Genomic DNA, 25,236 nt, shown 5'->3' with positions numbered 1-25,236 from the left:
TATACATAACAAGTTCGAGGAGGAGAACCAATTGAAGAAGTGGATCATGTTCTTCCTTATTGCGGTTTTAGTTGTTATTTGGATAGATAAAATCCATATGGAAGATGGCACATATATAAAAGGAGACATAACAGAAATCAACAAAGAAACCGGTGATATGGAAATCGATATCGTTGTATGGTCGACCACTGGCGATCCAGATTCCCCAGCCAATAATTTCGGATTCAACGGTACACCGACGTCCCAAACTGTACGAGTCTCTCATCCGGAAAACTATGACGAGGGGCAAAAAATAGACCTCAGAGTCAACAAAGACTATGAGGAAGCTGTCTGGGATCTAGATCGATTGAAGTTTGAAGTAGTAAACGTTAGTTGAAAAACTAAAAAACCCCAGGCAAAGGGATTGCCTGGGGTTACGTATTATCATTCACCGAATGTGTATCCATCAAAAACTTTCAAACCTTCTTCATTCAGTACCGGCCCTGCCACCGTAGGCTGCATCGGGCTTTTGCCGAATACCTCTTCACAGGAGATCATGATGTTGTCCCCTGCGATCTCCGCTAATTGATCGTGTTCCACGCTGTAGACCAATTTTCCAAGGTTGGACCAAACCATCGCACCGGAGCACATCACGCAAGGTTCGCAGCTCGTGTACAAGGTATATTCCTGCAAATCGAACAGCTGGTTCTCGGAACAGAAGTCCCGGATCAGCCCGATTTCCGCATGATACGTAGGGTCTGAGTGGGTATGAACTTTGTTCTCGGCGATCTTGACGATCTCATCGCCTTTCACCAGGATTGCACCGAAGGGTTCGTTCCCTTCCGCTCTCGCTTTTGATGCCTGCTCGATTGCTATTTTCATGAAATATTCATCGTTGTATGTCATAGAAGCACTCCATTTCTTTTTCTTTTATTATAAAAGATTCACCCCCATCTTACACGGATACCGCTTACATTGTAAAAAAGGATATTTTTTCTGAAAATTGCATTGATTCTCACTTCAATTTCCTGTATTGTAAATCGCAAGCGAAATAGTTAACCAATCATATAACAAAACTTATCCAGAGAGGTGTAGGGACTGGCCCTTTGATACCTCAGCAACCAGCCATCGGCACGGTGCTAAATCCAGAAGGCAGTAGTGATGCCTTGAAGATAAGGAGATTCTTTATACATAAAGGACTTCCTTATTCGAGGAGGTCCTTTATTTTTTTCCGAAGAAAGTCAGCGTCCTCTCCAGGGGGATTTGCTTTCACATACAAAATAGAAAGGTTGATGAACATGAAACGATCATTGGAACAACGTTTGCAGGATGGACCCGTCATTTGTGGAGAAGGATACTTATTCGAACTGGAGCGCCGCGGCTATTTGCAGGCTGGCTCCTTCGTACCAGAAGTCGCGCTCGATAACCCGCAGGCACTGAAGCAGACATATCGCGATTATATGCTCGCAGGCTCCGACGTCGTCCTCGCCTTCACGTATAACGGCCACCGAGAGAAAATGAGGATCATCGGCAAAGAGGAACTGCTCGAGCCGCTCAACCGCCAGGCTATCCGCCTCGCCAAAGAAGTAGCCGCGGAGCACCCGGAAGAAGAAGCACTCGTAGCTGGGAACATCTCCAACACGAACCTGTTCAATCCGGACGACCCGGAATCGATTGAAAAAACGAGAAGCATGTTCGCCGAGATGATTAGCTGGTGCAAGGAAGAAGGCGTCGACTTCGTGAACGGCGAAACCTTCTATTACTACGAAGAAGCGCTGATCGCACTCGAAGAAATCCAGAAACAAGACCTCCCTGCCGTCATCACATTCGGCCTGATGGGCGAAAACATCCTGCGCGACGGCTATGAAGTCGAAGAAGCGTGCCGTCTGTTAAAAGAAAAAGGCGCACTCGTCGTCGGAATGAACTGCTTCCGCGGACCAGCAACGATGCAGCCATATGTAGAAAAAATCCGTAACACGGTCGACGGTTATGTCGGTGCCCTGCCGATCCCGTACCGCACGACGGAAGAACACCCGACCTTCTTCAACCTGCCAGACGGAGGCTGTTCCTGCTGCATCCCGACTGAAACAACGTTCCCGACGTCGCTCGACCCGCTCTACACGAACCGTTACGAGCTTGCCGAGTGGGCGAAAGAAGCGCACAGCATCGGCGTCAACTACCTCGGCCTCTGCTGCGGAGCGTCTCCATCTATGCTCCGTGAAGTGGCAGAAACCGTCGGACGTACTGCCGTGAACTCGACGTATTCACCTGATATGGAGAAGCACTTCCTGTTCGGTAAAGACGATTCGCTCCAGGATCACATCACGGAATATAAGACGAAAGCTTAAGTTAAAAAAAGCCCCTTTAGAATCTAAAGGGGCTTTAACCATTAATCTACAAACTCCACATCGTCCGCAGTAGTTTGAGGTGGATAAGACTCCGCCATTCCAGAAGAACTATAACGTACAACCACTCTGTGCTTCAGCTCAGCCTGTTCATACTCTTCTTCACTGACAGTAAACGTTATAGCATCATCCCCTCCTCTATCTGCTAGTTGGAACATATTTTCCTCTGAAGAATCAGTGATAGAACTTTTTTCTATACCAGAAACCACTGTGATCGAGAAGTTATCATTGCCTTTTTGCTTAGCTACTATAAACCCTTCATGTTTTTCGGAAAATGGACTACATCCCAAAACAAAAACGATGAGAAGGAACATAACGAATAGACCTCTCTTCAATAAGAAACTCCTCTCTTTATTAAAATATCGCCCTGCAAACTTCTAGCAGTAGTGGAGGAATGTCCGAGCCATCTCCCCCATAGAATGAGAGAGAAGAAGGGAGATGGTCTCCATGATCGAATGGAGTGTTACCATTGCAGCAATCGCGTTCGTCGCGCTCGTCGTCTTTTTGATTCTGACCTTACGGAAACTGATGGGAACATTGGCCGAAACAAAAGAAACACTCTCAGACGCTCGCAAATCCGTGAACACCATTACAGATGAAGCAGAAGAGCTGATACACGAAGCGAACGAAATCTCCGCTGATGTAAAAGGAAAAATGGAGGCAGTCGATCCTTTGATCGAGTCCGTCCATGACGTCGGGGACATGCTGCACGACGTAACCAGTTCCATCAAAAACAGAGCTGCCCTGAAGGATAGCAGGAAAACCGTCCACACCCAGGAAACAGACGAAAACAAGCCGCTCCGAATCAAATTGAAGTAAAAAATAACGTTGCCAGCCCCACGAACCATGGGGCCAGGCAACGTTTTTACTTTCGAAATCGTCGTATGTACGCTTACCGGTGTTGATCGATCAAGATCGGGTTGCCATCCGGGTCTTCCAACGTAATATGCTCAGGCCCCTCCGTCATTTCATCCGCTTCCTTGATCAGCTCTACACCCCTATGCTTCAGCTCTTTTTGCAAATCACGAACATCCGTGAAGCTATCCAGCTCCTCCGCTCTATTGTTCCATCCAGGATTGAACGTCAGCACATTTTTCTCAAACATGTCCTGAAAGAGCCCGATCACCTTATCTCCATTTTTCATAACGACCCAGTTCTGATCCACGTTTCCGCCAGTCGCTTCGAACCCCAGTTTCTCATAAAAGTCTTTCGATCGATGGATGTCTTTCACACTCAAACTGATGGAAAATGCGCCTAATTCCATGTCATCTCCTCCTTAAGTCTACTTACATAACAACTTCTACTTTTCTACTGTAATACCTTCTTCCAGGACCCTTTTACTCTGAAACAAGACCGAACTGCCATGCCGTAACTGTAATAGTGGACGGAGCACTGTCATGGCGGGCAAACTACGTTAAAAATAATGCTTGCTATTTCCCTCCTCAGGTCTTATACTCTTATATAACACCAGTAAACGATAAGACCATAAGTGAAAGGAGAAATCATGAAATCAGCTCTCGACAACAACCGCCCCATTTACCTTCAAATCAAAGAGTCGATCGAAGAGGATATTCTCAACGGACTCTTAAAGCCTGAAGACCAGATCCCGTCCAACAGTCAACTAGTAAAGCACTTCAACATCAACCCTGTTACCGTACTGAAAGGAATAAATCTTCTAGTGGATGAAGAAATCATTTATAAAAAAAGGGGCGTCGGCATGTTCGTCAGTCCCGATGCTCCCGAGAAACTCAAGAAACGCTTTTCCAAAACATTTCTCAAAGAACAAATCGAACCACTGATCGCGATAGCAAAACCACTCGGCCTCAGCCAACAAGAGGTCCAAGAGATGATTGATCGTGCATGGAAAGGAGAAGAAAATGATTAATTTTGAAAATGTGTCCCTCCAATACGGAAAGAACGCTGCCCTCAGCAACGTAAGTGTCCAACTTCCGGAAGAAGGAATTTGCGGGGTGCTAGGCAGAAACGGCGCAGGAAAAACATCCTTTTTATCCTTGCTCTGTGCCTACCGCAGACCAACCTCCGGTACCGTGACCATCTCCGGGGAAGACCCATACGAGAACGCGAACATCATGCCGAAGATTTCCTTTGTACATGATAGTAAGAGTGAAGTCGAGAATGAAATCAAAGTGAAAGATAAGATTAAAATAGCTGCAGCACTACGCCCCAACTGGGATGCTGCCTATGCTGAGAAATTGATAAAGCTGTTTGACATCCCCGTGAAAAAGAAAGTCGGTGCCCTCAGTCACGGCATGCGCTCGGCAGTAAATGTGATGATAGGATTAGCAAGCCAGGCACCGATCACTGTCTATGACGAAGCGTACCTCGGAATGGATGCCGCCATGCGCAAGTTGTTCATCAACGAACTTTTAGAAGATTATATGGAGCGTCCGAAGCTCATCTTATTTTCCACCCATTTTGTCAATGAGATGGAAGGGCTCTTCAGCGAAGCGATTATCATTAATAAGGGGCAGGTACTCGTCCACGATGAAAGTGATGCCCTGCGCCAAAGAGGCACGACGGTTATCGGTTTCATAGAAGATGTCGACCATTTCATAGACAATCGCGAAGTCTTGTCTGAGCGTACCTTGGGACGACAGAAAGAAGCCGTATTATTCGGAGAGCTGTCAGAAAAGGAACGTCAGGCTGCCAAAGAAAACGGCCTTGAACTCTCCCAGCCGTCCCTTCAAGATTTATTCATCTACATGACAGAAGAAGGAGGACGCGATTCATGACCAAAAGAGCATTGAAAATCCTACTCCCTATCCAAGCTAAGTCGACAGGCTGGTTCATAGGAATCTATGCCTTGATCGTGACGATCTTAATCACTATATTTACGGCGACAAACACCGAGGAAACCCTCTCCTTCTGGATGTCGGATTCCATCAGATACACGATCAACATCTACCTACTGATCATGGGAATTGTGTATCCCCTAACATCAACGAAACTGTATGTATCGCAAGGTCTCACCAGAAAACAATTCTTCTGGGCCTACACAGGGGCCATGAGTATCATCTCCCTGTTCCTGCTGATTCCGATTATAGTTTCCTTCAGCTACTTCGGAAATAGTGTCTCCCTGCTCACCGTCCTGACAGAGTACTTGTATATGCCGCTCTATTTCTTGACAGGTTGGATTTGTGCCGTCGGTTTTCAATTGAAAAAATGGTACACCTCGATACTAGGCTTGATCAGTGCCCTCGCTATATTTAATGGAATAACGATTGTAACGGAAGCCTTCAACCTATCAGAATCGGCCGTATTTGCACTAGTAGTCGCCCTACTTGCTGCAGTGTTACTGATTCTGCCACGTGTCATCTCTCGAATTCCGTTGAAAAGTTAAAATAGAAAAAGAACGTGCCAGTGTGAAACCTTTGTCGAGTGAGGGTTCACGCTGGCACGTTCAACTTTTTGCAGTTCTTTTAATTAGCAATACCAAACCGGCCGAGTCTATGGTAGAATTCGCTGGATCATACAGCACCCCATCAATCTTCTCACTGATGTCATACCAGACCATCAAATCTTCCGGATAATCTAGTTCCCTGACGATATGAAACATTTCGTACGCAAGCTCATAGACTTCAGATGGCTGCTCCCTCTTCCCGATCTCCTCCGCCAGCACCCTCATATACGCCCTCGCACACACTTCATATCCAGGAGAGGTATCAATCTCAAGTTCACGACAACTCTTGTGAAAATAACCCTCCACTTCGAACAAGTTACTCGCCTTGTCGAAAGAAGCCAAAATACCAAGCGAAGGAGAGCTGAACCCCTTTTCCAACATGGAGTACGCCCACATCACATAATCCTCTGCAGTAACCATCTCTTTTTCTATTTTGTAAAATAACACAGCCGTTTCCACTTCTGTCTGCCTCCACTCTTTACTCTCCTATAGCACGATACAATTCATTATAGGTTGAGTACTCGATATCAGTAACCTTCCCATCCTGATTGGTCTCCAGATCCGCTTCCATATTGACCGTTCCACTCTCATCCTCCTTCGAATACGACACCTCTACCGTAGCTTCATACATCCCCTCGTCTGGTTCCACCTTGTCAATCGTCATACTTCCAGTCTCGAGCGTATATCCATTTTCATACGCACGCTCGACCAAATCATAGAACGCATAAGACGAAAGAAAATCCTCACTCACATGCATCGCTACATTCTCCTCCTTATACTGGCGAAGAGCCGCTTCCTCCTCCCCGTCATAGACCTCCTTCAACTCTTCCGACGGCCCGTTCAACTCCTCCTTAAGGACAAAACGGACGTTAAAGAACGCATCCTCATCGGTACGTCCATCGTCCCTATCAAAGAATACTTCATTTGTGACAAACCCTAAAATAAAGAAACACACGATTGGCATAATATATTTCATGATAAATCCTCCAACACCTAACTTTCTCTCTCTCTGTTTTACGAGAAATCCCAAGCACACGTTTCAATAAATTTCCTCTTGTATACTCGCCACACCTTCCACCATTACCATTGAAATTTATGGAAAATGAGGTTATCATAGGCAGGTCATGTTCTAGAATTCAACTAGGAGGAGAGAAAATGAACTCAAATAAAGCCCCTTTAATAATTTATTGGACGATCGTTGCAGCAGGTTTACTTTCGTTATTCCTCCCATTAATAATAGAATACGGTATCGTAGTTACCCTGATCATTTCCTTTATCTGTAGTATTTTCAGTTGGGGATTTGCCATGATTATAGGAGGTAGAAAACTAATATACGGGAGTGTAATACTACTCTTAAGTCCATATATCATGTTGTTTTCGTTGAAATTATTCTCTTGATTAATTAGTAGAAAAAACACGCCTCTTACTCTGTAGAAAATAAGTGAGTAAGAAATTCCAAACAAGCGAGGTTTTTATTTTGAACAACATTATGAAATATTTCGTATTTGTCTCCTTCTTTTCATTACTGTTCTTAGCCATCGGCTGCTCTAATTCAAGCTCTTCCGAAGAAACGAAAACCACTTCCGGATCGTCAACGGAAGAAACCCAAGAAACAAACGATGGAAGTAAGAGTGAACAAAATATACGAGGCGCTATAGAGGCTACATTCAACGGACCGGATGAAAAGTTGAAAGAAGCATTAAACGGGATGAAGAACACGGATATTGAAAACGAAGAGTACAAAAAGCACCTTAATCATTATGCGGAACACTTTGAACAACATTATAAACCCTATGTAACGGAGAAGTTCTATGAAGCTTCCTTTATAAACAGCCCTGATGCAGATTATTTCATAAAAGCCGCGTACCCAGATGGTCAGTTGAAAACAGAAGGTATAACAATCGATGAGAAAGACGACTATTATACTTTTTCGGTCAAGGTTTCCTATACAGAAACCACAAGTGATGAAAGTAAAACGATAGAAGTTAGAGGCAATGCACAAACGATTGAAGAAGAAAAAGTTAATAGTATCCACTACATCAATTCCGATGAACTCTATCAGGTAATAAAAGAAATAGGTTCAACCTCCTGAAAACCTACCCAATCTGCTATCATAGGATAGGAAGAAAACATTCTACTATGAAGTCAGACCAATAGAATTCCCGCTCCCAAAGGAGGTATGCAGCATGGACCGTAGCCACGATGAAGAAGTGATCCGCAAATATCAGGAAGGCGAGAAAATGATGATTCTGCTTTTCGCCCAGTGGTGCATCAACCACGACCTGGATCCTGTAGCCGTTTATAAAGAAGCCTATCCGTATCAAAAAGAGAACGAAGAACTGGCGGACGCGCTGGAGCTGACTGTTCCGAAGAAGGAATCGGACCATATTGATGGGGAGACGATGCTTGAGGTGTTGTCGATGTATGGAAATGATGATTTAGGGTTTGTTGTGTCGGAATATATTAGCTCTAAGAAGTTGAAGTAGAATTAAGAGGCTAGCAACGGAACACGCCGTTGCTAGCCACTTCTTTATGTTTCGCTAACTTGATGTGATGAAGGGAGATGCTCGAACGCTTCCTCAAGAAACGTGAGGACATCAGCTGAAACGGGATAAAGGCCGAGTTCTTGGGACGTTTCTTCTGACTTCCGTGCAGTCCAGAATTTATCTAGGAGCTCCGGATCGTCCCCGAACATTCCTCGTGACAAAGCTAAGCAGTCTTCCGCAATCAGGCGACCGTCAATCGAATCCGGGAGAATACCCCGCTCGATACATAACCGGATCCGTTCGATCAGACGGATCCACTTCGTTGCATCCGCTTCTTCCATTTTCGGAAGCTCGCGTGTCAGAAGCGCCTGCTCTTCTTCGTTGAAATGATCATCCCACCTGTTTTTAAGAGCCCTACGTTTGTTTTCCCTTACGAGTGGAAGCAGCGCATCCCAGCGAATCGTCCCTTCTAGCCGGACAGAGTTTTTCAATCCTTCGTTCTGCCTCAGGGACTGTTCCAAGTCGGCGATTTCTGCCTTCAGTTTCTTTTCGTTGAGGAGAAGGATTTCTGCAATCGTCTTTTCCCTGAGAATCTCCTTGATATCTTCCAAACCCATATTGAGTGACTTCAGAAGCAAGACTTTCTCCAGTTCCATGACCTCTTCCTCCGAATAGAGCCGTTTGCCGGAGGAGTTCTTAGCAGCAGGCGAGACCAACCCGATTTGATCATAATAGCGAACAGCACGCACCGTGATATCCAAGTGCTTCGCAAGCTCACCCGTCGTATGTAAGCCCATTTCTGATCGACCTCCTAAATAAAGCTTGCAGGTGACGTAACGTCATCCATTAACATGAGAATACCATAATGCAGAAACAGAGGAGAGGTATTTTTGAATATTATCGGTTGGTTGATTATTTTCAGTGAAATAGGATTTTGGATCGTCATCCTGCTCGGGCTGATGTTCCGTTACGTCTTTCGCAAGGAGAAAATAGGATTGTTCCTCCTTGCCTTAACACCAGTGATCGATTTATTGCTCCTCATCGCGACCAGCGTCGACCTATATCGCGGAGCGACAGCCACCACCATCCATGCCGTGGCCGCTCTCTACATCGGTGTATCCATCGCCTTCGGGAAAAGCATGATCGCTTGGGCAGATGAACGCTTCCAATATTACGTGACCAATACCGGCCCGAAGCCAAAGAAACGGAAAGGAAAGGAATATGCCCAACACTATTTCAAAAGCTTCCTCCAGCATATCCTTGCCTACTCGATCGGCGCCGCCCTCCTGTGGCTGATGATCCTACTCATCAATGACGCAGAGCGGACAGACGCCCTATTCAATTTCTGGCGGATCTGGTCGATCGCGCTCGGAGCGGACTTCCTCTACGCAGTAAGCCTCTTCGTGTGGCCGAAGAAATAGGAGCTTAGGCGTTTAACTTAGGGGCGTTAACTTGGGGACGGTTCTGGTGTTTGGCTTTACCTATCAAACACCAGAACCGTCCCCAACTAAAAAAAGAGCATCGCACTCGATAAAGTGCGATGCTCCTTCTTATATATTTCTATTACTGCTGCGTTGTTTAATTTTGTAGTTTTTATGAGCGACAACCGTTTTTTCATGCTCTAAATTGAGCTCATCAAAATTCTCCATAATAGTCATGTCGCAAACAACAGAGTTTTGTAAACTAGAAGAAGTTACGATAGCTTCCAGCTGTTGACCGTCTTTTTCGAAGATAATAATATCTCCTTCGGTCGCTTTTTCCTCTTCTTTTACTTTCTCTCCTTCTTCTGCTTGCTTCTTCTTGAACGCAGCATCAACTAAACCTTTACTCAACTTTTCATCTGCCATAAGAACTTCCCCTTTCTAATGAATGTAATCCGGTTCACTTTCCATTATATCAAGATTCAGGCAGGGGTTACCATTAACTATACCCTTATTTGACCACGTTCATTCTTCCTAGAGAACATGGGGGCAGGGAATCTGTCCCACCGCCTTCGAATATTCCACACAAAAGTGCCTGCCTCTTAAGAAAAGATACAGGCACTTTGAGGTTAACCTTATCAGTTAGCTGAACAAATGACCAAACGCGAGAACCGTCCCCAACTCAAATCCCGCCCAAATACAACACGGCTTCTTTATCATTATGGACAGGATGATGATAGTCTTGCTGGTATTTCTCGAGTCCTTTTCCTGTGATGAGGATACAATCGCCTTTTTCTGCAGTCTTTATAGCTTCTGCTATGGCCAACGTCCGGTCTGTGATCACCTTTGCCTTTTCGTTCCCATACGTTTCTTGAAGACGGATGAGGCTTTCCTCCATTTCACTCGGTGATACAGAGTTGAGGTCATCAAAGGTAAGGATATATCGGTCGCTCAATTCAGATGAGATGGATATCATCTCGCCTCTTTTCGATGGATCTCGGTCCCCTCTGAATCCGAATAGATGGATAAGATCTCCTTCACACAGTTCCCTCGCTGCGTTCAAGCTATGGAATAGAGCGTCTGGCGTGTGAGCATAGTCAACAATGCACGTAACTCCACTCTCTAATTCAATCCTGTTGAATCTACCTTCCACTCCATCAAAACTTTCAATCGATTCGACGGCACCTCTTGAATCTACTCCGATTTGTCTTGCTGTTCCGTAAGCCATCGCGATGTTGTACATGTTGTGTAGGCCGTATAACTTCGGTTCGATCGAGACTCTTTCATGTTTTTCCGTTAAAAGTAGTTGCCGTGGAGTCGATGTATATTCAGCTATTCTCACATCACTCGCCGCATTCTCCCCGATTGATACGGTGGAAACAGCCTGGCTCTCGAGCTGGCTTGCCAACTGCTCGCCCCAGTAATCGTCCGTGTTAATGACTGCCTGTCCCTCTGCTTTCAACATGTCGAACAGCTTCCTCTTCGCTTCGAAATAGTCTTCCATGGAATCGTGATAATCCAAATGATCATGGGAAAGGTTGGTGAATAAGGCGTAATCAAACGTAATTCCTTCAACTCGATATTGTGTCAAAGCATGAGAAGACACTTCCATGACCACCACATCGTCATCGCTCTTAGACAAGAGTCTGTTAATCTCGAGTAAATTAGGTGTCGTATTGGCTGTTGCAAAAGACTCTCCATTTACAATGTTCTTCGTGCTACCGAACAAAGCGCAGGAATAGCCATTGCCTTCTAAAATATGCCTCAGAAGAAAACTCGTCGTCGTTTTGCCGTTCGTTCCGGTAATGCCGATCAGGGTCTTGTTATGCGTAGGATAATCATAGAAATGATCACTTATTAACCCCAGCGCTTTCCGGCTGTTATCCACTTGTATATATGGAACTTTCAAGCCTGTAATCGGCTTTTCCCCGACCACAGCACAAGCCCCATTTTCAATCGCATGTTCAATATAGTTGTGACCATCCTGGTGATAGCCTTTAATCGCAACAAATATATAGCCTTCCTGGACATCCTGTGATCTGTAGGACAACCCTTTTACGATAGTGTCCGGAAAATCACCAAGCGTCCCTTCCTGCTCGAAATCTAAGATGTTAGCTAACTCAATCAGTTCCATTTTTCTAAAATCACGACCTTTGACTATTTATCAATCTATTAAATGTTTTAAAAATCAGAATATATCAGATATAACTATATACGGACTTCTTCCTTAAAGGGTGTTACGTGTTCCCTTCATCTTAATATAGTCACGCATTAAATGTAATGAAAAAATAAGGAGAAAGTGTGCAGAAAGGTTATTCAGCACTATGGTCCTGTAGCATATGTTTGGTTTCAACTACTATCCCATAATGCTGTATCTTTCTTTCCCAGTAGAAATGTCTTTCATTAATCTGCATTCACTTTTTCGGCATCTCCTCTATAGTAGCTCTCAAATACTTCAGCAAATGCATCCACGGAATTATAAAGCTCTGTCATATTATTATCAACGCCACCAAACTCTAAAAGCAATGCCCTTTCCGTCAGATCTTGATTATATACCCCGTTGCCTTCAGCTTTCGTTTTGACAAATACTCCACGACTCAAACCTGGATAACTTCGCTCCAAATCATTATGAAGCTTTGTAGCAATCTCCAAATTCTTCTCATAATTCTTGTTCTCTTTTCCTACTACGAAAAAGAGTCGAGCATAGTTTGTGCCGTTAATCGTTTTTGTAGTAACTTCACCTGGCTGAGAATCTCTGTGAATATCGATCAAGTAGGTCAACTTATCATTCTGCGCAATCGCTTCTTGCACCAACTCTCTCGAATATTCATAGGAATGCGTGTAATTCCAATCCTTTTCCTTCAACCCTTTCGTTACGTCTAACTGATTATGACTTACCCCTATTCCTCTACTCTCTAATTCGTTCATCAATTTTTCTCCTACCGCAATGACATTGACCTCTTCATTCGTGCTGGAAGCATCGGTAGAGTCATTACTCTTAATCAGGGGCTTGAACGCTTCCCAACTATGCGAATGATAGATATACACCACTTTATCCTCTACATCTTCTGTTTCTTTATGGGGGTTTTCCTCATGTGCCTTATCCAATTCTTCCTGTACAATTTCGTGATCTCTCAACTGACCCTCAGACGGTGGTGGAGATTCCCTTGGAAGGTTGCTTATATCCGTCCCCTCACCAGCTATGATAATTTCTGTATGATATCTTTCTAAACCTGGTATTTCCCTTCCTAACAAGCTACGAAAATCGCCAACCTTCACATTAGTGGCTATTTCCATCCAATCCATTTTCACCTTATCTTCACTACTCAAAGCCCGAAGAGAACGGATCTCTTGCTGCATCAGCAACAAGTAAACATTTTCAGGGAGAATAGTCGAAATAGATTGCAGTGTCGGAGAATAGATATGCTTCTTCACTTCACCACTAGTTAGCATGGACACAACCAAGAAGCTGCACAATATAGTAACGAACGAAATCTTTAGAACAGTAAACAAAGGTCCTCTATATTTGCGATCCGTGTTGGCCATTCCCCAACCGCCCCTCAACAGAATATATACTCTATTAACACTATGCTCAGGGCGGATAACTAGAATCTCATCTTTCTAATAGATTCGAACAAAACCAAAGATTTATGCCTATCATCTCACTGGAAAAACATTTCATTTCGGGCCTGGTTTTCATTTCGGTTCCTTCTGGCACTTTGGAAATTCACTTCGGGACGGTTCTCGTGTTTGAGCTTGCATCCAAACACGAGAACCGTCCCCAACTCAAATCAAAAAAAGCACGCCCTATATCAGGACGTGCTTCCAATCTATTAAGATACCTTCTTATCTTTCGTCTTACTCTCCGTTACAAGATTCTGCTCGATCGCCATCCGCTTCGCTACCTTAGGCGCGAGCCACACAGGCGGCAGCAGAAGGAGAGAAACCGGAACAGCGGTCACAACGATGAAGTTTTGTAACGTCTGGATGCTGCTCTCTCCTATTCCGATCAACGTCGCCGCGATCGCACCGAATAGAAGCGCCCAGAAAACGCGGAGCCACTTCGGCGGATGCACATGCCCCGTGATCGTGACGGCTACAGAGTACGACATCGAATCGGCGGTCGTCGCAACGAATACAATCGTCACGAGAAGGAAGCCTGTCGCCATGACCATGCCGAACGGAACTTGCTCCATGATCGCCATCACTGCAGCCGGCATGCCTGTCTCATTCAGAGCAGTCGAAATCGCGCCAGGGCTTTCCAACTCATAAAATAAGCCCGTTCCGCCAACAACGGCAAACCAGAAGTTACTGACGATCGGCGCAATGATCGCGACAGCAAGGATCAGCTCTCGGATCGTGCGACCTCTCGAAATACGGCTGATGAACATCGCCATCGCCGGGCCGAATCCTAAGAACCATCCCCAGAAGAAGACCGTCCAATACCCGAGCCAGCCGCTATCTCCACGATAAAGACTCATCCGTAAGAAGTTTTGAATCTGAAAAGCTTCCGCACCAAGGAACGAATCGATGATGAACATCGTCGGTCCAAGGATCAGCATGCCGATCATAAGCACAACAGCCAACCCGACATTCAAGCGACTCAAGAGCTGAATCCCTTTATCGACACCGGATGATGCCGAAATCGCAGCAATCGTTACTAAGAAAATGATCACAATCGCCTGCGTCACAATGGTATCCGGCACGCTGAATAAGTACTCCAGCGCATAACCGACCTGCAGCCCCAAGAAGCCAATCGGCCCGATCGTCCCCGCTGCTACCGCAATTACCGAAACGATATCAGCCGCGGCACCCAGCGCATTATTTTTATGAAAAATTTTCTCTCCAACCATCGGATACAGCATCGTTCTCGGTTTCAACGGATAGCCTTTATGATAGTGCGCATACATCAGCACAATCGTCGCAACCGTTCCAAGACACGCCCAAGCTGTAAATCCCCAGTGGAAGAAACTCTGCGCAAGACCAGGAACAACCGCCTGCGCCGGCGTCATCCCATCTTCCGCAAACAATGGCGGCGTAGACAAGAAGTGATAAATCGGCTCTCCCGCTGCCCAGAAGACCCCACCACTCGCTAACAACGTACATAAAATCATCGAAACCCAACGGAACCATCCATTCTCCGGCTGGTCCATCTTGCCGAGCTTCACATTCCCATATTTAGAAAGGGCAAGCCCTACACCTACAATAAACGTAGCTAAAAGTAACAACTGCCAAAAGGCACCAAAAAACACGACCGAAAAGTCAAATGAGCTTGAGATCCATTCTCCCATCAGCGTTTTGTTAAACAGAGACATAATTAGAAATAAAACGAGAAAGCCTCCGCTAATGGAAAAGGTAATCCAATTAATTCTCATTCTACTACTTGATTCGTCGTTCATTATTTTCCCCCTAGGTATGATCGAGTATATGAAAAACGCATGTCGAAACATGTCGTCTATTTTTCACACATAGTCGTTAAGTATATAGAGGTTCGTACATCTAGTCAACAGGCTTCTTTATGAGCGATTCGAAGGATTCTCTAGTTTTTGGAGGGTGAGTAGTAGAGGAGGCCACAAGTATGGTTTCTCACGAAAATACGAAAGATTTTCGTCGACGTCAGAGAGTTCATATAACCAGAAACACGTGGCAGATAGAAGGTAACCCCTTCCCTAAAATGACCATTTAATAAATACAAAAATGGATACTACAATCAATATGTAAATAATTAAATTATTTATTGATAAGATATATTCCTTGCTCTCTCTCTCAAATTTCCACTCAATGAATATACGAATAATCGTAATTAAGGACAGGCAGGAAAAGACAACATATATAGAACTTAGACCACTAGGAATGACAAATATGATACCGAGTGTAGCTATGATAATAAACACTTCTATGACCTTTTGAGCTTCATTCACGTAATTCGACTTCTTTTCCTTTATATTGAACCTTTTCGTTAACCAGCGATTTGACGAAATATTATAGGCTACTGCGAGCACAAAAATTATCAAACTCTTCATAACTTGTTTCTCCTTAATTAAAAATGATCGCCTCACCACTTAATTCCATTAAAAAAGCTGCTATATAGTTGGATGTATGAGAGGACGGGTTCAGTTTTACCTGGGATGGTGGTTCATGATGTGGTGGATAGGATAGGAGTTATCATGACTTGTTACATTAATAGATTTGTTCTTTCTGTATTGAATACCTTTAATTTATTTTGTCTTGTTGAATAACTAGATTGGAAAGTGACTATTACTGTAATAATCATTCATAAGGAGGCTCTAGCTATGATATATTTTGAGATAGCTCTAGGGGTGCTGTTGGTTATTGCGGCTGTACATTTTAAAATGACAAAGAGAAAGAATAACTATCAAACAACCTTACTCTTAAGACAATTGGATTCTAACGAAGAGATGAAGAAAACACTGGCAATGGGATTATACCTCAGATTTAGAAAAGAAAACCTTGATGAGACTACTAAACTTTCCTCATTGTACCTTAGACAAGAACCCATCTCTTTTGAGCATTTCACTGCTGACCTTATACAAAAAGCCAGAGGAGGTTCTACATGGGTTACTCCCCCTTCCCATGACTTCGGAGTCGATTTTGAACATACAATTGACGGAAACATATTCTTAGGACAGGCCAAATGTCAACGAGACGATCTTGGTTACGAACCCATAGCTTTGGTCCATTCCAACATGGTCAAAAAAGGTGCTCAGTCAGGTTATGTAATTACTCCAGGCTCCTTCACTCCTGCAGCAAGGAAATATGTTAAGGGGCTAAACATTGAATTAATTGATGGATTAAAGCTTGTAGACCTTTGGATTGTTGGGCTAGATAATGTTGAGCAAGAAATCAAAGATTTCATTCCTGCAGTTGATTAAACTGCAGGAAATGAAATCTATTTCACGGGGAAGGTCAATATTTACAAGAACGTTCCCCCACTTCTTATACTTAGGTAATACAACAATCAAATAAATTAATTGTAGTAAACAACCCCCTATGAAACATACACTCACACTATTTCGCAAACATCTTCAAATAAAAACTCAAATCGTTCTTTTACCTTTTCCTTTCCACCTTTAGGCACATAATAAATAATTTTAAGTTCTTCCATTGCTCGACTACAAGCAACATAGAAAATGTTTTGTGTTCTTGTTAATGTCGTATCTTTTCCTTCTTTATATTTTTTTAAGTCATTTTCCGTAGGTTGCTGAATACCTAACAGTCTTGAAAAATTATAAAGGTTCCACTTTTGTTCATTGTCACTTAATATTACACTAACTCTTGGGTACTCTAAACCTTTTGAACTGTGTTGAGTACCTATACCTAAACTGTTAACATATTCAAAATACTTAATAAATTCAACCCATTTTATTGACTTAAGACCCTCTACAAATTCATCAGTAGAATCTCTTAAATATCTAAAATCAAAAGTAGTACCTATATTATCTAAGATATTACCCAATGTACTTTGAGTATCTTTAAGTGTTTGGCATAGTAAGATGAAGTCTTTCTGTAAAACTTTTAAATCGACATTATCCCCTGTTTGGAATGCTATGTTATATTCACGCAAATAAAACATTAAGTCAATCGGAGATCGATCCTCTATTATATCTTGATAAAGAGGAACAAGAATTCCCTCAATCTCCTTTAGTTCCCCTAAATCTCCATCTAGAAATGAGTTTTTCTTTTTGCTAAAACTTGATACATAATTATGCAAATCTTGGAACCCTTCTCTTTTTGCCGCCATTTTATGTTCTAAAACTAATACATGACTGCCATGAACAATATCGCTTTCGTGCTTTTCTTCATCAAGAGTTAACACATGGATTTCAACATTTTTTTTTGTTTCTTCTTTTACAGCAAGTTGACTAAATGCTGAGTCAGAAAAGCTTCTATTTTCCTTTGATAAGTCAATATCTAAAGCTCTTACTCTATTGATAAATTTTACAATTTCAGGAGAAGACCTCCAATTCCATTCTTTCGTGATAATATCAAAGTTATGCTCTTCTACGAGCTCATTTAAGTTTTGATGACTATGAAGGTAAATTCTTTGCATCATATCTCCAAATAACCCCAAAATAATATTGTGTTCTTTATAGAGATCAAAAAAAGCATCAATTATTTTAGTTTGAGTATCTTGGCACTCATCAATTAAGATAAATGGATATTGATTAGAAATAATTTGGCAAAACTTCTCTTTAGAATTTAACATTCTAATAAATTTTTCTACGACTTCATGATGATGCAAGTTATATTCATCAGCTAAGTCATTGAGAACAGAATAAGTAACTTTTTCAATACTTTCTTCATCTAATGATTCAATTAGATCAAATTGTAAATGTTTTAAATTTTCCCATGCAAAGCTATGAATTGTTGATATTTGAAAGATTGAATCATCCATTAACCTATTCTTAATCTCTAATGTAGCGGCATCTGTAAAAGTAATAACCGCAATTTTCCGCCCATCTTTTTTAAAGTCATAACCATAGACTTTCTTCATATCTTCTAGAGTCTCTACTAATGATTTAGTTTTTCCAGCCCCTGCTCCTGCTTGGACAAAGAAACTATTACCCCTCTTAACGCTTTGAGCAATTTCGTTTCGTACTCTGTTATGTTGTATCATAGCTTCTTCCTTAAACTTATACATTAGTATCACCACTTAGGTTATCATTTAGCCACTGTAATCCATCATCAATATACCGTGGTAAGGACAAGTTGCTTATCGCAGTTTCTCCGTCCGAATTTACTAAGTAATAGATCAAATCTAAAGCAAAATCTGATTTTTGGTTATTCGCAATTGCTTTAAATAATTTCTCTGCATATTCATTTGGTGATTCACTGTCGAATATTTCCTTGAACTTTCTTAACAGACCCCTTCCTTGAACATCAAATTCTTCTCTAAAGTCTATTTCTTTTAAAAATTCCTCATTTTCTAGAGCGAAAGCATCTTCAAAAGTACGTGCATAAATCGAATTCGTTTCATCTCCATAATTTTTATGTTGATAACACAAGTTAATATTTTCATCTATCTTTTGTTCAACAAGTTCGTTTAACAAACACTCTATTGTGATCTCCTCTTTTGATTTAAAAAATTTATTGATCGAACTATTTGTCGTAATAAGCTTATCTATAAGATTTGGATCAATATGTTCTTTTTGGGTATTTCCCTTCCTGTAACTATCAATATCTGTTATCACAAGTGTAGGAAGGCCTAACTCCTTTAATAATGGATAAAATAGGTGTGCATATGCACCATTGACTTCCATTACTGCTATGTACTTATTTTTTAAATTTTTATAGTAGTCTTTAAATTTAATGAAATGTGGAATTAGCACTTTTTCACTTGAACCCTCTACCATAATGATTCCATCAGCGAAAAAAATATTATGAGAGTGCAATTCAAAATATTTTTTTACGAACCGATCATTTACTTTACTTTTACCTTCTTCGTATAATAATAAATTATCTAGGCGAAGAATATTTGTTTTCTTATCTAAGACTTTAAAATAATGTAATTGTTCAAAATTAACCGAATCTACAATATGATTTGAGTGTGTACTTATAATTATCTGAAAGTCCTCTTCACTAAATATGTTCTTAACTTGGTCAATAAAGACTTCTTGGACCGGAGAATGTAAATGAACTTCCGGCTCTTCTATTAAAACAAAGTGCAATTGGCTTTCGCCTTTTTGTCTTCGAACTCTTCTATCCTCATTAAATTGATGTAACTTCAGAAAAATATATAACAAATTCCGATACCCTAACCCATTATAGCTTTCAGGCAAAGGTTTATCCCATTCTGAAGTGTGTATCATAATATCAGCATTACTTTTTATAGAATTCAATAGCTCTAACTTAGGGTTAACAGTTATCGAGGGTTGATTTATATTTGGATAGCCCCACTCTTTGAATTTCTCTTCAACTTCACCAAAACTTTCTTGATAAAATTCTTTGAGTTGCTCCTCAGTGGCTTTATTCCCTTTCAACAAGTCATAATCCAGGTCAAAATAATCCATTTCATTCGTTCCTGCTTCAGTTCTGTAATCATGTGCAAAAGATGTGAAAAGGCTTGAAATTGGCGACTCTTTCTCCATTACTTTTTGGGAACTATCAGCAGTTTTCCCTTTAGAGTCAACATCGCTTAAATACCTACCTGCTATAATGGTATCTACTTGAATAAGTGAGTAAATATTTTGAAGAGATATGTTGGTTTTTCTCCCAAATTCATACTCAATATCATCTTCTACTGGATTTGCAACATAAGCTTTTAACGAAAAGAAGCGGCTCAAATTATTATCTAACTCCAGGAAATCCCTAATAGTTCTTTTCCAGTAGTGCCCCGCAACTTCCTCAACTACACCAGTATCTGACTCTTCTTCGTTTAAATCTTTCCACGATTGAACAGTTTCTTCAATTTTTAATTGATATTCTTTATATTCTGAAAGGAGCTCCTCAATATTATTAGGCTCAAACCTAATATAAAACGCAACTTTATTATTTTGGTGCTCTAATGTACTTAAGAAATTCTTTACTAAATGAATTTCAGATTGTTTATATTCAATAATTGCTTTAAAGCCGGGGAATATATTGTACAATTCTTTTTTCTTATCATGGACGTTTTCATCATTCTTACTTATTAACTCCTCTACTAGATGATGCATTTCATCCCATTTATTAATTTGGAAATCATACAAGTGAATTTCCCGGTAAGGTGATAGAAACTTTCCCATTGCATTTAAGAGAGTTGTTTTCCCACTGTTGTTTGAACCAATCAACAACTCTACTTTTTCACTTTCATGAAATTGAAGTCTTGAATTGCCGAACCTTTTGAAATTATTTATTTCGATACTATTTACTTTCAAATTTGATTGACTCCTTCTTATTGTTTTGGAAACTGAAACTTCAACTTAACTTCAACCTTAGTTCTTATTGATAAGTAAGAAAAAAGTCTTATTCTGCAATGTTCTTGATGTAAATTAAAAATCCTCCATTGTTTTTTCAATAAAAAATAAATAAGCACGTGATTATATACAACTCAATTTTAGCTGCTATAATCATATGCTCACAAAAAATAAATTTGTTCCCTTCTCCACTCAACATGTGGAGGAGCATATCCGTCTGCCGAACCCCAAATGTCTCTTACCTCCCTCAAGTACACGCAAATCAAGGGCCAGAAACGATAGCCTAGAAGATGCTCCCACCGTGTAAACACTTAAGAATAGTGGAATTCAAGCACCAAAATAATTAGCACCTTTTATTATCCGCTGGATACACAACCCCAATTCGCTTTCTAGCCGCTTCAATAACCTTAGCAGTAGTTAGAGAATTCTCAAAAGAATTAATAGAAGACATCGTTTTTCCTTCCTTAATCAAACTGATAAATTCCTCCGTTTCATAATACATCTCATGGTGATCAAGCTCGGCGCTGATCACTTCCGTTGAACCATCACGATACACAACTTTCATATCATTAAAAGAAGAGATCCCACCTTCAATGATGATGCTACCTTCTTCCCCTTGAATTTCTGAGTGAATGTAGGAGTTTTGAATCTTGGAGTGAGTAAGGATCCCCTCCATGCCCTCATATTGAGCAATAAGACTTCCTCCGCCGTCTACTCCAGAATCCAACATAATTCCTGATGCCTTAATGTCTTCTGGCTCACCGAATAGTACAACCATTGGGTAGATACAATAGACTCCGAGATCCATTAACGAGCCATTAGAAAATTCAGGGTTGAACGCATTCAATACGGTTCCCTCTCGATAAGCGTCATAACGAGATGAATATTTTGAGAAATTGGCGTGATAGCGACGGACTTTTCCGATTTTGTTCAAGTTATCTTGAAGTAGTTTAAAGTTAGGAGAAAGAGTCGATTTCATCGCTTCCATCAACAGCACATTATTTTCTTTGGCCGCTTCGATCATAGCTTCCGTTTCTCTTGTGTTGGAAGCCAGTGGCTTCTCACACAGAACATGCTTACCATGATTCATCATTAATATGGACTGTTCACTATGTAGTGAGTTTGGACTTGCTATGTACACCGCATCCACTACATCGCTTTTTGCCATTTCCTCTAAACTTGTAAAAGTGTGTTCTGCACCAAATTTAGCTGCAAAGGTTTTTGCCTTTTCTTCCGTGCGTGAATAAACCGCGGATAAGGTGAAGTCCTCCAAGTCTTTCACTGCATCTAAGAATCGTTCTGTAATCCAATTCGTACCTACTATACCGAACTTAATCATTTGAAAAACTCCTTTAGTGAAAAGAGAGATTAATCATGGTAACCTGCTCTTTTTTTATGTAATGGGCTTGTGCTTTCTAATAAGTACCTGTCTCTATAACTTTAACATTTTATAGTATTTCGTGGACACTACCATCACCGTTAATTACCTTTATCCTAATAAAAAAAGAGCAGGAGAATTCCCCTGCTCTTTCATCATACATCCTCTACTACTATAACGACTTTATGTCCCGACACTAATCTCCTGCTCGTATTCCGTCAAAGCCTTATCGAGCATTTGTAATCCTTCTTCAATCTGTTCCTGCGTCACCGTCAACGGTGGGATCATGCGGATGATTTCTGTTTGATTTCCACCAAAGTAGAATAGGACGCCATTTTCCAGTGCTTTATCTAGGATTTTGAACAGGCCATCACTATTGGGCTCGCCTGTTGTCGGATCCACGATTTCAATCCCGATCATTAGTCCGATCGATCTCACACGTCCAATGACTTCATGCTTTTCTTTTATTTCCTGCAACCTTTTTGTAGCGTAAGCACCTTGCTCCTTCGCATTCTCCAGCAGATTCTCTTCTTCCATCACATCTAAGACGGCGAGGGCTGCGGAGCAAGCGATCGGGTTCCCGCCGAACGTTGTGGCATGGCTTCCTAGCGGCCACTGTTTCATTAAAGCTTGTGGTGCGACTGTCGCACTTAGCGGCATGCCGTTCGCAATCCCCTTTGCAATCGCCATGATGTCAGGTGTTACTCCAAACGTCTGAGAGGCAAACCATTCCCCAGTACGGCCGAATCCTGTCTGGACTTCGTCGAATATAAGTAAAATATTATAACGGTCGCATAGTTCACGAACCTTTTCTAACCATTTCTTAGGTGGAACGACGTAGCCGCCTTCTCCCAAGACAGGCTCTACGATAACAGCAGCTACCTCTTCAGGCGTTACCTGATGATTGAAGAGGCGCTTGAAATCTTTTTCTAACTCCGCGACTACGTAGTCTTCTGAATCCATGCCAGGAGGGCATTCATCCTCTTGTGCAAAAGGAACTTGATACGAACCAGTAGGCTGTAAAAACTGGCGGTACTTACTCTTGGAGCTTGTCACACTTAGCGCTCCCATGGAACGTCCGTGGAACCCTCCGATAAACGACACGATATAAGGTCGTTGCGTCACGTGTTTCGCTAATTTAATAGCACCTTCCACCGCTTCCGCACCACTGTTTCCGAAGAAGAAACAATCTAGATCGCCAGGGAGTTTTTCAGCTAAACGGTCCGCAAGCTCCAAGATCGATTCATACATGATCACTCCGGATGGACCATGAGCCAAGGAATCCGCTCCATCTTTAATGGCTTGGACAACTTTCGGATGACGATGCCCCACATTGGTCGTGGCGATACCAGAAGTGAAATCTAAATACGTCTTCCCGTCCACTCCATAATAGTAACAACCTTCCTCTTTTTCTACCGGTAGATTCGGGTGGTCCTTCGCCATACTTGGTGCTAACCGTTGCGACATTTTATCTATGAGATGACTCCATTCTTGTGCCATATTGAATACCTCCATTGACTAGTTTAAAAGAATAATAGATGAGCTAGTAACGCTGCTACAGGCAGTGTTATGATTGTACGTTGTAAAAAGATAACGAATAACTCCAGTAGCGTAATCGGAATTTTTGATTTGATCAGCAAAACGCCGATCTCCGACATGTAAATCAATTGAGTGAGTGAAAGGACGCCGATGACGAAACGCGTCAACTCGGATTCGATGGCACTACCGACTACAGCAGGAAGGAACATGTCCGCAAATCCGACCAGCATAGCTGGAGCTGCAGCTTGTGCTTCAGGAATCTGTAGAAGATTCAATATCGGAATGAAAGGATAAGAAAGAAACGTGAAAATCGGTGTGAATTCTGCAATAATCAAGGCGAGTGTTCCTAGCGCCATCACGAGAGGAAGTAACCCTACCCAGATATCCGCGACACTATAGAGACCCTTCTGAACAACACTCCGAGCACTCTTAACACTATCCGCTTTCTCGACCGCTTTTTCAACACCCCAACGGAAACTTGATACACCTGTTGGCACTTCTTCATCAATTTGCTTTCCGACCGGTTCATGATACGTATTCTTTTTCTTCGAAAGTGGTGGAATACGCGGACATACAATCGCAGCTACGACTCCGCAAACCACAACGGTAAAGTAAAACTGGACGAACATATGATCAATGGATAAGAACTTTGCAATGACTAGGCTGAACGCAATCGATGCAATCGAAAAGTTCGTTGCTACAACAGCCGACTCTCGCTTGGAATAATAACCTGCCTCATATTGCTGGGTCGTAAGCAGAACGCCGACCGTTCCACTCCCCATCCACGATGCCATCGCATCAATCGAAGAACGACCCGGAAGTTTGAATAAAGGATGCATAACCTTACGAACGACAGTCCCGATGAAATCCATCAATCCAAACTCTAGTAATAAAGGCATGAACAAACTAGCAAATAAAAACCAAACCATTAATACAGGAATAAGGTCAAATAATACCACTCCACCCGTCAGGTCTGACGAGATGAATGAAGGCCCAATACCCGCTAACGTGAAGAGTGCAAACAATGCACCGATGCAACGTAATACAATCCAAAAGACGCCAACATCGAATAAATTCGATAGAACAGGATTTGCTTTTATTTTAGGAGACTTAATCCCTTTCATGACGAGACTACCTATTGCGGATAAGCCTAACACACTAGTCATGAACGCAGGAATGTAATCTGCAATAGCCCCTTGAAGCCCCTCAGCTAACACCCCTAAACCAATCGTGACCTTCCCATCAACAGATATCGGAACTAGGAAAAGCAAGACCCCGAATAAAGAGGGTAGAATAAACTTCACTAATTGAATAGGTGTAAACGTGCTCTTTTCTTGTACTTGATTGATTGCTTTTGAATTACCGTATCCCATAACAGAATTCCCCCATGAATAAGAATGTATATTAATTAGATTATTGCGCTAAATAATGCATGTTGAAATGATAATGATACATATTAATGCATGAAAATTCAATGGGATGTATCAAGTTTTTTCGATTTTTACGTAAAAAAGTGCCTTCCTCTTCCCTTTTGTCTTTTTATTATGACAAAATCAGGGAAGTGGCAGGCACTTCTTCTGTTAGCTATTTCTTTCTCAAGCAGCGTCACACAATCAACATGGGTTGTATGCTAATGATAGATAAATTACAAGAGCTAAAGATGTATTGGTGTTCACTTTAACAACCATCTA

At 41.9% G+C, this 25,236-nt stretch carries 26 protein-coding genes and 1 riboswitch; of the genes, 10 read left to right on the top strand and 16 right to left on the bottom strand.

The features are described 5' to 3' along the window. Positions 1-31: 31 nt before the first annotated feature. Entirely contained in the window at positions 32-376 is a 345-nt protein-coding gene (locus E4663_RS18255; RefSeq protein ID WP_135328702.1) for a hypothetical protein, read from the top strand. Between the two features lie 47 nt (positions 377-423). On the opposite strand, the gene E4663_RS18250 is transcribed toward E4663_RS18255, so the two are convergent. After that, positions 424-885 (bottom strand): nucleoside deaminase, encoded by a 462-nt coding sequence (locus E4663_RS18250; RefSeq protein WP_135328701.1) that lies wholly within the window; start codon positions 883-885, stop codon positions 424-426. Between the two features lie 168 nt (positions 886-1,053). After that, a riboswitch (SAM riboswitch) is annotated at positions 1,054-1,158 on the top strand. Positions 1,159-1,277: 119 nt separating this feature from the next. Here E4663_RS18250 and E4663_RS18245 point away from each other — a divergent pair. Continuing rightward, the gene (locus E4663_RS18245) at positions 1,278-2,327 is read left to right on the top strand and encodes a homocysteine S-methyltransferase family protein (RefSeq protein ID WP_135328700.1); all 1,050 of its coding nucleotides are present in this window, start codon (positions 1,278-1,280) and stop codon (positions 2,325-2,327) included. A 41-nt stretch (positions 2,328-2,368) separates the two neighbouring features. Here the strand turns inward: E4663_RS18245 and E4663_RS18240 are convergent, their stop codons facing one another. Next, the gene (locus E4663_RS18240; RefSeq protein WP_135328699.1) at positions 2,369-2,719 is read right to left on the bottom strand and encodes a DUF3221 domain-containing protein; all 351 of its coding nucleotides are present in this window, start codon (positions 2,717-2,719) and stop codon (positions 2,369-2,371) included. 112 nt (positions 2,720-2,831) lie between these two features. Here E4663_RS18240 and E4663_RS18235 point away from each other — a divergent pair, with 112 nt between their 5' ends. Then, positions 2,832-3,203 (top strand): DUF948 domain-containing protein, encoded by a 372-nt coding sequence (locus E4663_RS18235; RefSeq protein WP_158290537.1) that lies wholly within the window; start codon positions 2,832-2,834, stop codon positions 3,201-3,203. Between the two features lie 73 nt (positions 3,204-3,276). Here the strand turns inward: E4663_RS18235 and E4663_RS18230 are convergent, their stop codons facing one another. Continuing rightward, entirely contained in the window at positions 3,277-3,648 is a 372-nt protein-coding gene (locus E4663_RS18230; protein ID WP_135328697.1) for a VOC family protein, read from the bottom strand. Between the two features lie 240 nt (positions 3,649-3,888). Between E4663_RS18230 and E4663_RS18225 the strand changes: the two genes are divergently transcribed. From E4663_RS18225 to E4663_RS18215, 3 genes are read left to right on the top strand one after another with little or no spacing between them, the layout of a single operon-like run. Then, positions 3,889-4,269 carry a GntR family transcriptional regulator gene (locus tag E4663_RS18225; protein WP_079478696.1) on the top strand — a complete coding sequence of 127 codons (381 nt, stop codon included), beginning with the start codon at positions 3,889-3,891 and terminating at the stop codon, positions 4,267-4,269. Further along, positions 4,262-5,137: an ATP-binding cassette domain-containing protein gene (locus tag E4663_RS18220; RefSeq protein ID WP_135328696.1), complete on the top strand. Its 876-nt coding sequence runs from the start codon at positions 4,262-4,264 to the stop codon at positions 5,135-5,137. Before E4663_RS18225 ends, E4663_RS18220 begins: the two co-directional genes overlap by 8 nt. Next, on the top strand, positions 5,134-5,745 hold the full coding sequence (locus E4663_RS18215) for a hypothetical protein (protein WP_135328695.1): 612 nt from the start codon (positions 5,134-5,136) through the stop codon (positions 5,743-5,745). Before E4663_RS18220 ends, E4663_RS18215 begins: the two co-directional genes overlap by 4 nt. Before the next feature lie 60 nt (positions 5,746-5,805). Here E4663_RS18215 and E4663_RS18210 read toward each other — a convergent pair whose 3' ends face one another. Together E4663_RS18210 and E4663_RS18205 are read right to left on the bottom strand one after the other, a co-directional pair. Beyond that, on the bottom strand, positions 5,806-6,264 hold the full coding sequence (locus E4663_RS18210; RefSeq protein WP_135328694.1) for a hypothetical protein: 459 nt from the start codon (positions 6,262-6,264) through the stop codon (positions 5,806-5,808). A gap of 19 nt (positions 6,265-6,283) precedes the next feature. Then, positions 6,284-6,781: a hypothetical protein gene (locus E4663_RS18205; RefSeq protein WP_135328693.1), complete on the bottom strand. Its 498-nt coding sequence runs from the start codon at positions 6,779-6,781 to the stop codon at positions 6,284-6,286. 513 nt (positions 6,782-7,294) lie between these two features. Here E4663_RS18205 and E4663_RS18200 point away from each other — a divergent pair. Continuing rightward, entirely contained in the window at positions 7,295-7,897 is a 603-nt protein-coding gene (locus E4663_RS18200; RefSeq protein WP_135328692.1) for a hypothetical protein, read from the top strand. A 94-nt stretch (positions 7,898-7,991) separates the two neighbouring features. Further along, on the top strand, positions 7,992-8,291 hold the full coding sequence (locus E4663_RS18195; RefSeq protein ID WP_135328691.1) for a hypothetical protein: 300 nt from the start codon (positions 7,992-7,994) through the stop codon (positions 8,289-8,291). Between the two features lie 44 nt (positions 8,292-8,335). Here E4663_RS18195 and E4663_RS18190 read toward each other — a convergent pair whose 3' ends face one another. Beyond that, positions 8,336-9,088, bottom strand: a complete 753-nt coding sequence (locus E4663_RS18190; RefSeq protein WP_135328690.1) for a MerR family transcriptional regulator — start codon at positions 9,086-9,088, stop codon at positions 8,336-8,338. Between the two features lie 93 nt (positions 9,089-9,181). Here E4663_RS18190 and E4663_RS18185 point away from each other — a divergent pair, with 93 nt between their 5' ends. Then, the gene (locus tag E4663_RS18185) at positions 9,182-9,712 is read left to right on the top strand and encodes a hypothetical protein (protein ID WP_135328689.1); all 531 of its coding nucleotides are present in this window, start codon (positions 9,182-9,184) and stop codon (positions 9,710-9,712) included. Between the two features lie 129 nt (positions 9,713-9,841). On the opposite strand, the gene E4663_RS18180 is transcribed toward E4663_RS18185, so the two are convergent. The 5 genes from E4663_RS18180 to E4663_RS20380 all read right to left on the bottom strand — a co-directional run bounded on the left by E4663_RS18180 (position 9,842) and on the right by E4663_RS20380 (position 15,735). Continuing rightward, positions 9,842-10,138, bottom strand: coding sequence for a YkvS family protein (locus E4663_RS18180; RefSeq protein WP_135328688.1), 297 nt, complete (start codon positions 10,136-10,138; stop codon positions 9,842-9,844). Positions 10,139-10,394: 256 nt separating this feature from the next. Continuing rightward, positions 10,395-11,846, bottom strand: coding sequence for a UDP-N-acetylmuramoyl-L-alanyl-D-glutamate--2,6-diaminopimelate ligase (locus tag E4663_RS18175; protein ID WP_135328687.1), 1,452 nt, complete (start codon positions 11,844-11,846; stop codon positions 10,395-10,397). Between the two features lie 269 nt (positions 11,847-12,115). Continuing rightward, on the bottom strand, positions 12,116-13,258 hold the full coding sequence (gene spoIIP / locus E4663_RS18170; protein WP_135328686.1) for a stage II sporulation protein P: 1,143 nt from the start codon (positions 13,256-13,258) through the stop codon (positions 12,116-12,118). A gap of 287 nt (positions 13,259-13,545) precedes the next feature. After that, positions 13,546-15,111 (bottom strand): BCCT family transporter, encoded by a 1,566-nt coding sequence (locus E4663_RS18165; RefSeq protein ID WP_135328685.1) that lies wholly within the window; start codon positions 15,109-15,111, stop codon positions 13,546-13,548. 270 nt (positions 15,112-15,381) lie between these two features. Further along, a complete protein-coding gene (locus tag E4663_RS20380; RefSeq protein WP_135328684.1) occupies positions 15,382-15,735 on the bottom strand; it encodes a DUF4181 domain-containing protein in 354 nt (117 codons plus the stop codon). Positions 15,736-16,005: 270 nt separating this feature from the next. Here E4663_RS20380 and E4663_RS18155 point away from each other — a divergent pair, with 270 nt between their 5' ends. Beyond that, a complete protein-coding gene (locus tag E4663_RS18155) occupies positions 16,006-16,605 on the top strand; it encodes a restriction endonuclease (RefSeq protein ID WP_135328683.1) in 600 nt (199 codons plus the stop codon). Between the two features lie 131 nt (positions 16,606-16,736). Here E4663_RS18155 and E4663_RS18150 read toward each other — a convergent pair whose 3' ends face one another. From E4663_RS18150 to E4663_RS18130, 5 genes are all read right to left on the bottom strand, one after another. Further along, positions 16,737-18,374, bottom strand: a complete 1,638-nt coding sequence (locus E4663_RS18150) for a UvrD-helicase domain-containing protein (protein WP_135328682.1) — start codon at positions 18,372-18,374, stop codon at positions 16,737-16,739. After that, the gene (locus E4663_RS18145) at positions 18,367-20,589 is read right to left on the bottom strand and encodes an AAA family ATPase (RefSeq protein WP_158290536.1); all 2,223 of its coding nucleotides are present in this window, start codon (positions 20,587-20,589) and stop codon (positions 18,367-18,369) included. Before E4663_RS18145 ends, E4663_RS18150 begins: the two co-directional genes overlap by 8 nt. A 382-nt stretch (positions 20,590-20,971) precedes the next feature. Then, positions 20,972-21,967, bottom strand: a complete 996-nt coding sequence (locus E4663_RS18140) for a Gfo/Idh/MocA family protein (protein WP_135328680.1) — start codon at positions 21,965-21,967, stop codon at positions 20,972-20,974. Positions 21,968-22,189: 222 nt separating this feature from the next. Then, the gene (locus E4663_RS18135; protein ID WP_135328679.1) at positions 22,190-23,506 is read right to left on the bottom strand and encodes an aspartate aminotransferase family protein; all 1,317 of its coding nucleotides are present in this window, start codon (positions 23,504-23,506) and stop codon (positions 22,190-22,192) included. 23 nt (positions 23,507-23,529) lie between these two features. Continuing rightward, positions 23,530-24,918, bottom strand: coding sequence for a YjiH family protein (locus E4663_RS18130; protein ID WP_135328678.1), 1,389 nt, complete (start codon positions 24,916-24,918; stop codon positions 23,530-23,532). Between the last annotated feature and the right edge of the window lie 318 nt (positions 24,919-25,236).

The sequence above is a fragment of the Halobacillus salinus genome (assembly GCF_004684905.1).
GTDB lineage: Bacteria > Bacillota > Bacilli > Bacillales > Halobacillaceae > Halobacillus > Halobacillus salinus.
The sequence above is the reverse complement of the archived record's forward strand: the minus strand, read 5'-3'. Positions and strand labels throughout refer to the sequence as shown.

Excerpts from the sequence above, each read along its gene's own strand:
- E4663_RS18200 (WP_135328692.1), top strand. The coding sequence starts at position 7,295 with ATGAAATATTTCGTATTTGTCTCCTTCTTTTCATTACTGTTCTTAGCC.
- E4663_RS18220 (WP_135328696.1), top strand. The coding sequence starts at position 4,262 with ATGATTAATTTTGAAAATGTGTCCCTCCAATACGGAAAGAACGCTGCC.
- E4663_RS18215 (WP_135328695.1), top strand. The coding sequence starts at position 5,134 with ATGACCAAAAGAGCATTGAAAATCCTACTCCCTATCCAAGCTAAGTCG.
- E4663_RS18165 (WP_135328685.1), bottom strand. The coding sequence starts at position 15,111 with ATGAACGACGAATCAAGTAGTAGAATGAGAATTAATTGGATTACCTTT.
- E4663_RS18130 (WP_135328678.1), bottom strand. The coding sequence starts at position 24,918 with ATGGGATACGGTAATTCAAAAGCAATCAATCAAGTACAAGAAAAGAGC.
- E4663_RS18135 (WP_135328679.1), bottom strand. The coding sequence starts at position 23,506 with ATGGCACAAGAATGGAGTCATCTCATAGATAAAATGTCGCAACGGTTA.
- E4663_RS18250 (WP_135328701.1), bottom strand. The coding sequence starts at position 885 with ATGACATACAACGATGAATATTTCATGAAAATAGCAATCGAGCAGGCA.
- E4663_RS18140 (WP_135328680.1), bottom strand. The coding sequence starts at position 21,967 with ATGATTAAGTTCGGTATAGTAGGTACGAATTGGATTACAGAACGATTC.
- E4663_RS18225 (WP_079478696.1), top strand. The coding sequence starts at position 3,889 with ATGAAATCAGCTCTCGACAACAACCGCCCCATTTACCTTCAAATCAAA.
- E4663_RS18235 (WP_158290537.1), top strand. The coding sequence starts at position 2,832 with ATGATCGAATGGAGTGTTACCATTGCAGCAATCGCGTTCGTCGCGCTC.
- E4663_RS20380 (WP_135328684.1), bottom strand. The coding sequence starts at position 15,735 with ATGAAGAGTTTGATAATTTTTGTGCTCGCAGTAGCCTATAATATTTCG.
- E4663_RS18175 (WP_135328687.1), bottom strand. The coding sequence starts at position 11,846 with ATGGAACTGATTGAGTTAGCTAACATCTTAGATTTCGAGCAGGAAGGG.
- E4663_RS18195 (WP_135328691.1), top strand. The coding sequence starts at position 7,992 with ATGGACCGTAGCCACGATGAAGAAGTGATCCGCAAATATCAGGAAGGC.
- E4663_RS18155 (WP_135328683.1), top strand. The coding sequence starts at position 16,006 with ATGATATATTTTGAGATAGCTCTAGGGGTGCTGTTGGTTATTGCGGCT.
- E4663_RS18150 (WP_135328682.1), bottom strand. The coding sequence starts at position 18,374 with ATGTATAAGTTTAAGGAAGAAGCTATGATACAACATAACAGAGTACGA.
- E4663_RS18180 (WP_135328688.1), bottom strand. The coding sequence starts at position 10,138 with ATGGCAGATGAAAAGTTGAGTAAAGGTTTAGTTGATGCTGCGTTCAAG.
- spoIIP (WP_135328686.1), bottom strand. The coding sequence starts at position 13,258 with ATGGCCAACACGGATCGCAAATATAGAGGACCTTTGTTTACTGTTCTA.
- E4663_RS18205 (WP_135328693.1), bottom strand. The coding sequence starts at position 6,781 with ATGAAATATATTATGCCAATCGTGTGTTTCTTTATTTTAGGGTTTGTC.
- E4663_RS18230 (WP_135328697.1), bottom strand. The coding sequence starts at position 3,648 with ATGGAATTAGGCGCATTTTCCATCAGTTTGAGTGTGAAAGACATCCAT.
- E4663_RS18245 (WP_135328700.1), top strand. The coding sequence starts at position 1,278 with ATGAAACGATCATTGGAACAACGTTTGCAGGATGGACCCGTCATTTGT.
- E4663_RS18190 (WP_135328690.1), bottom strand. The coding sequence starts at position 9,088 with ATGGGCTTACATACGACGGGTGAGCTTGCGAAGCACTTGGATATCACG.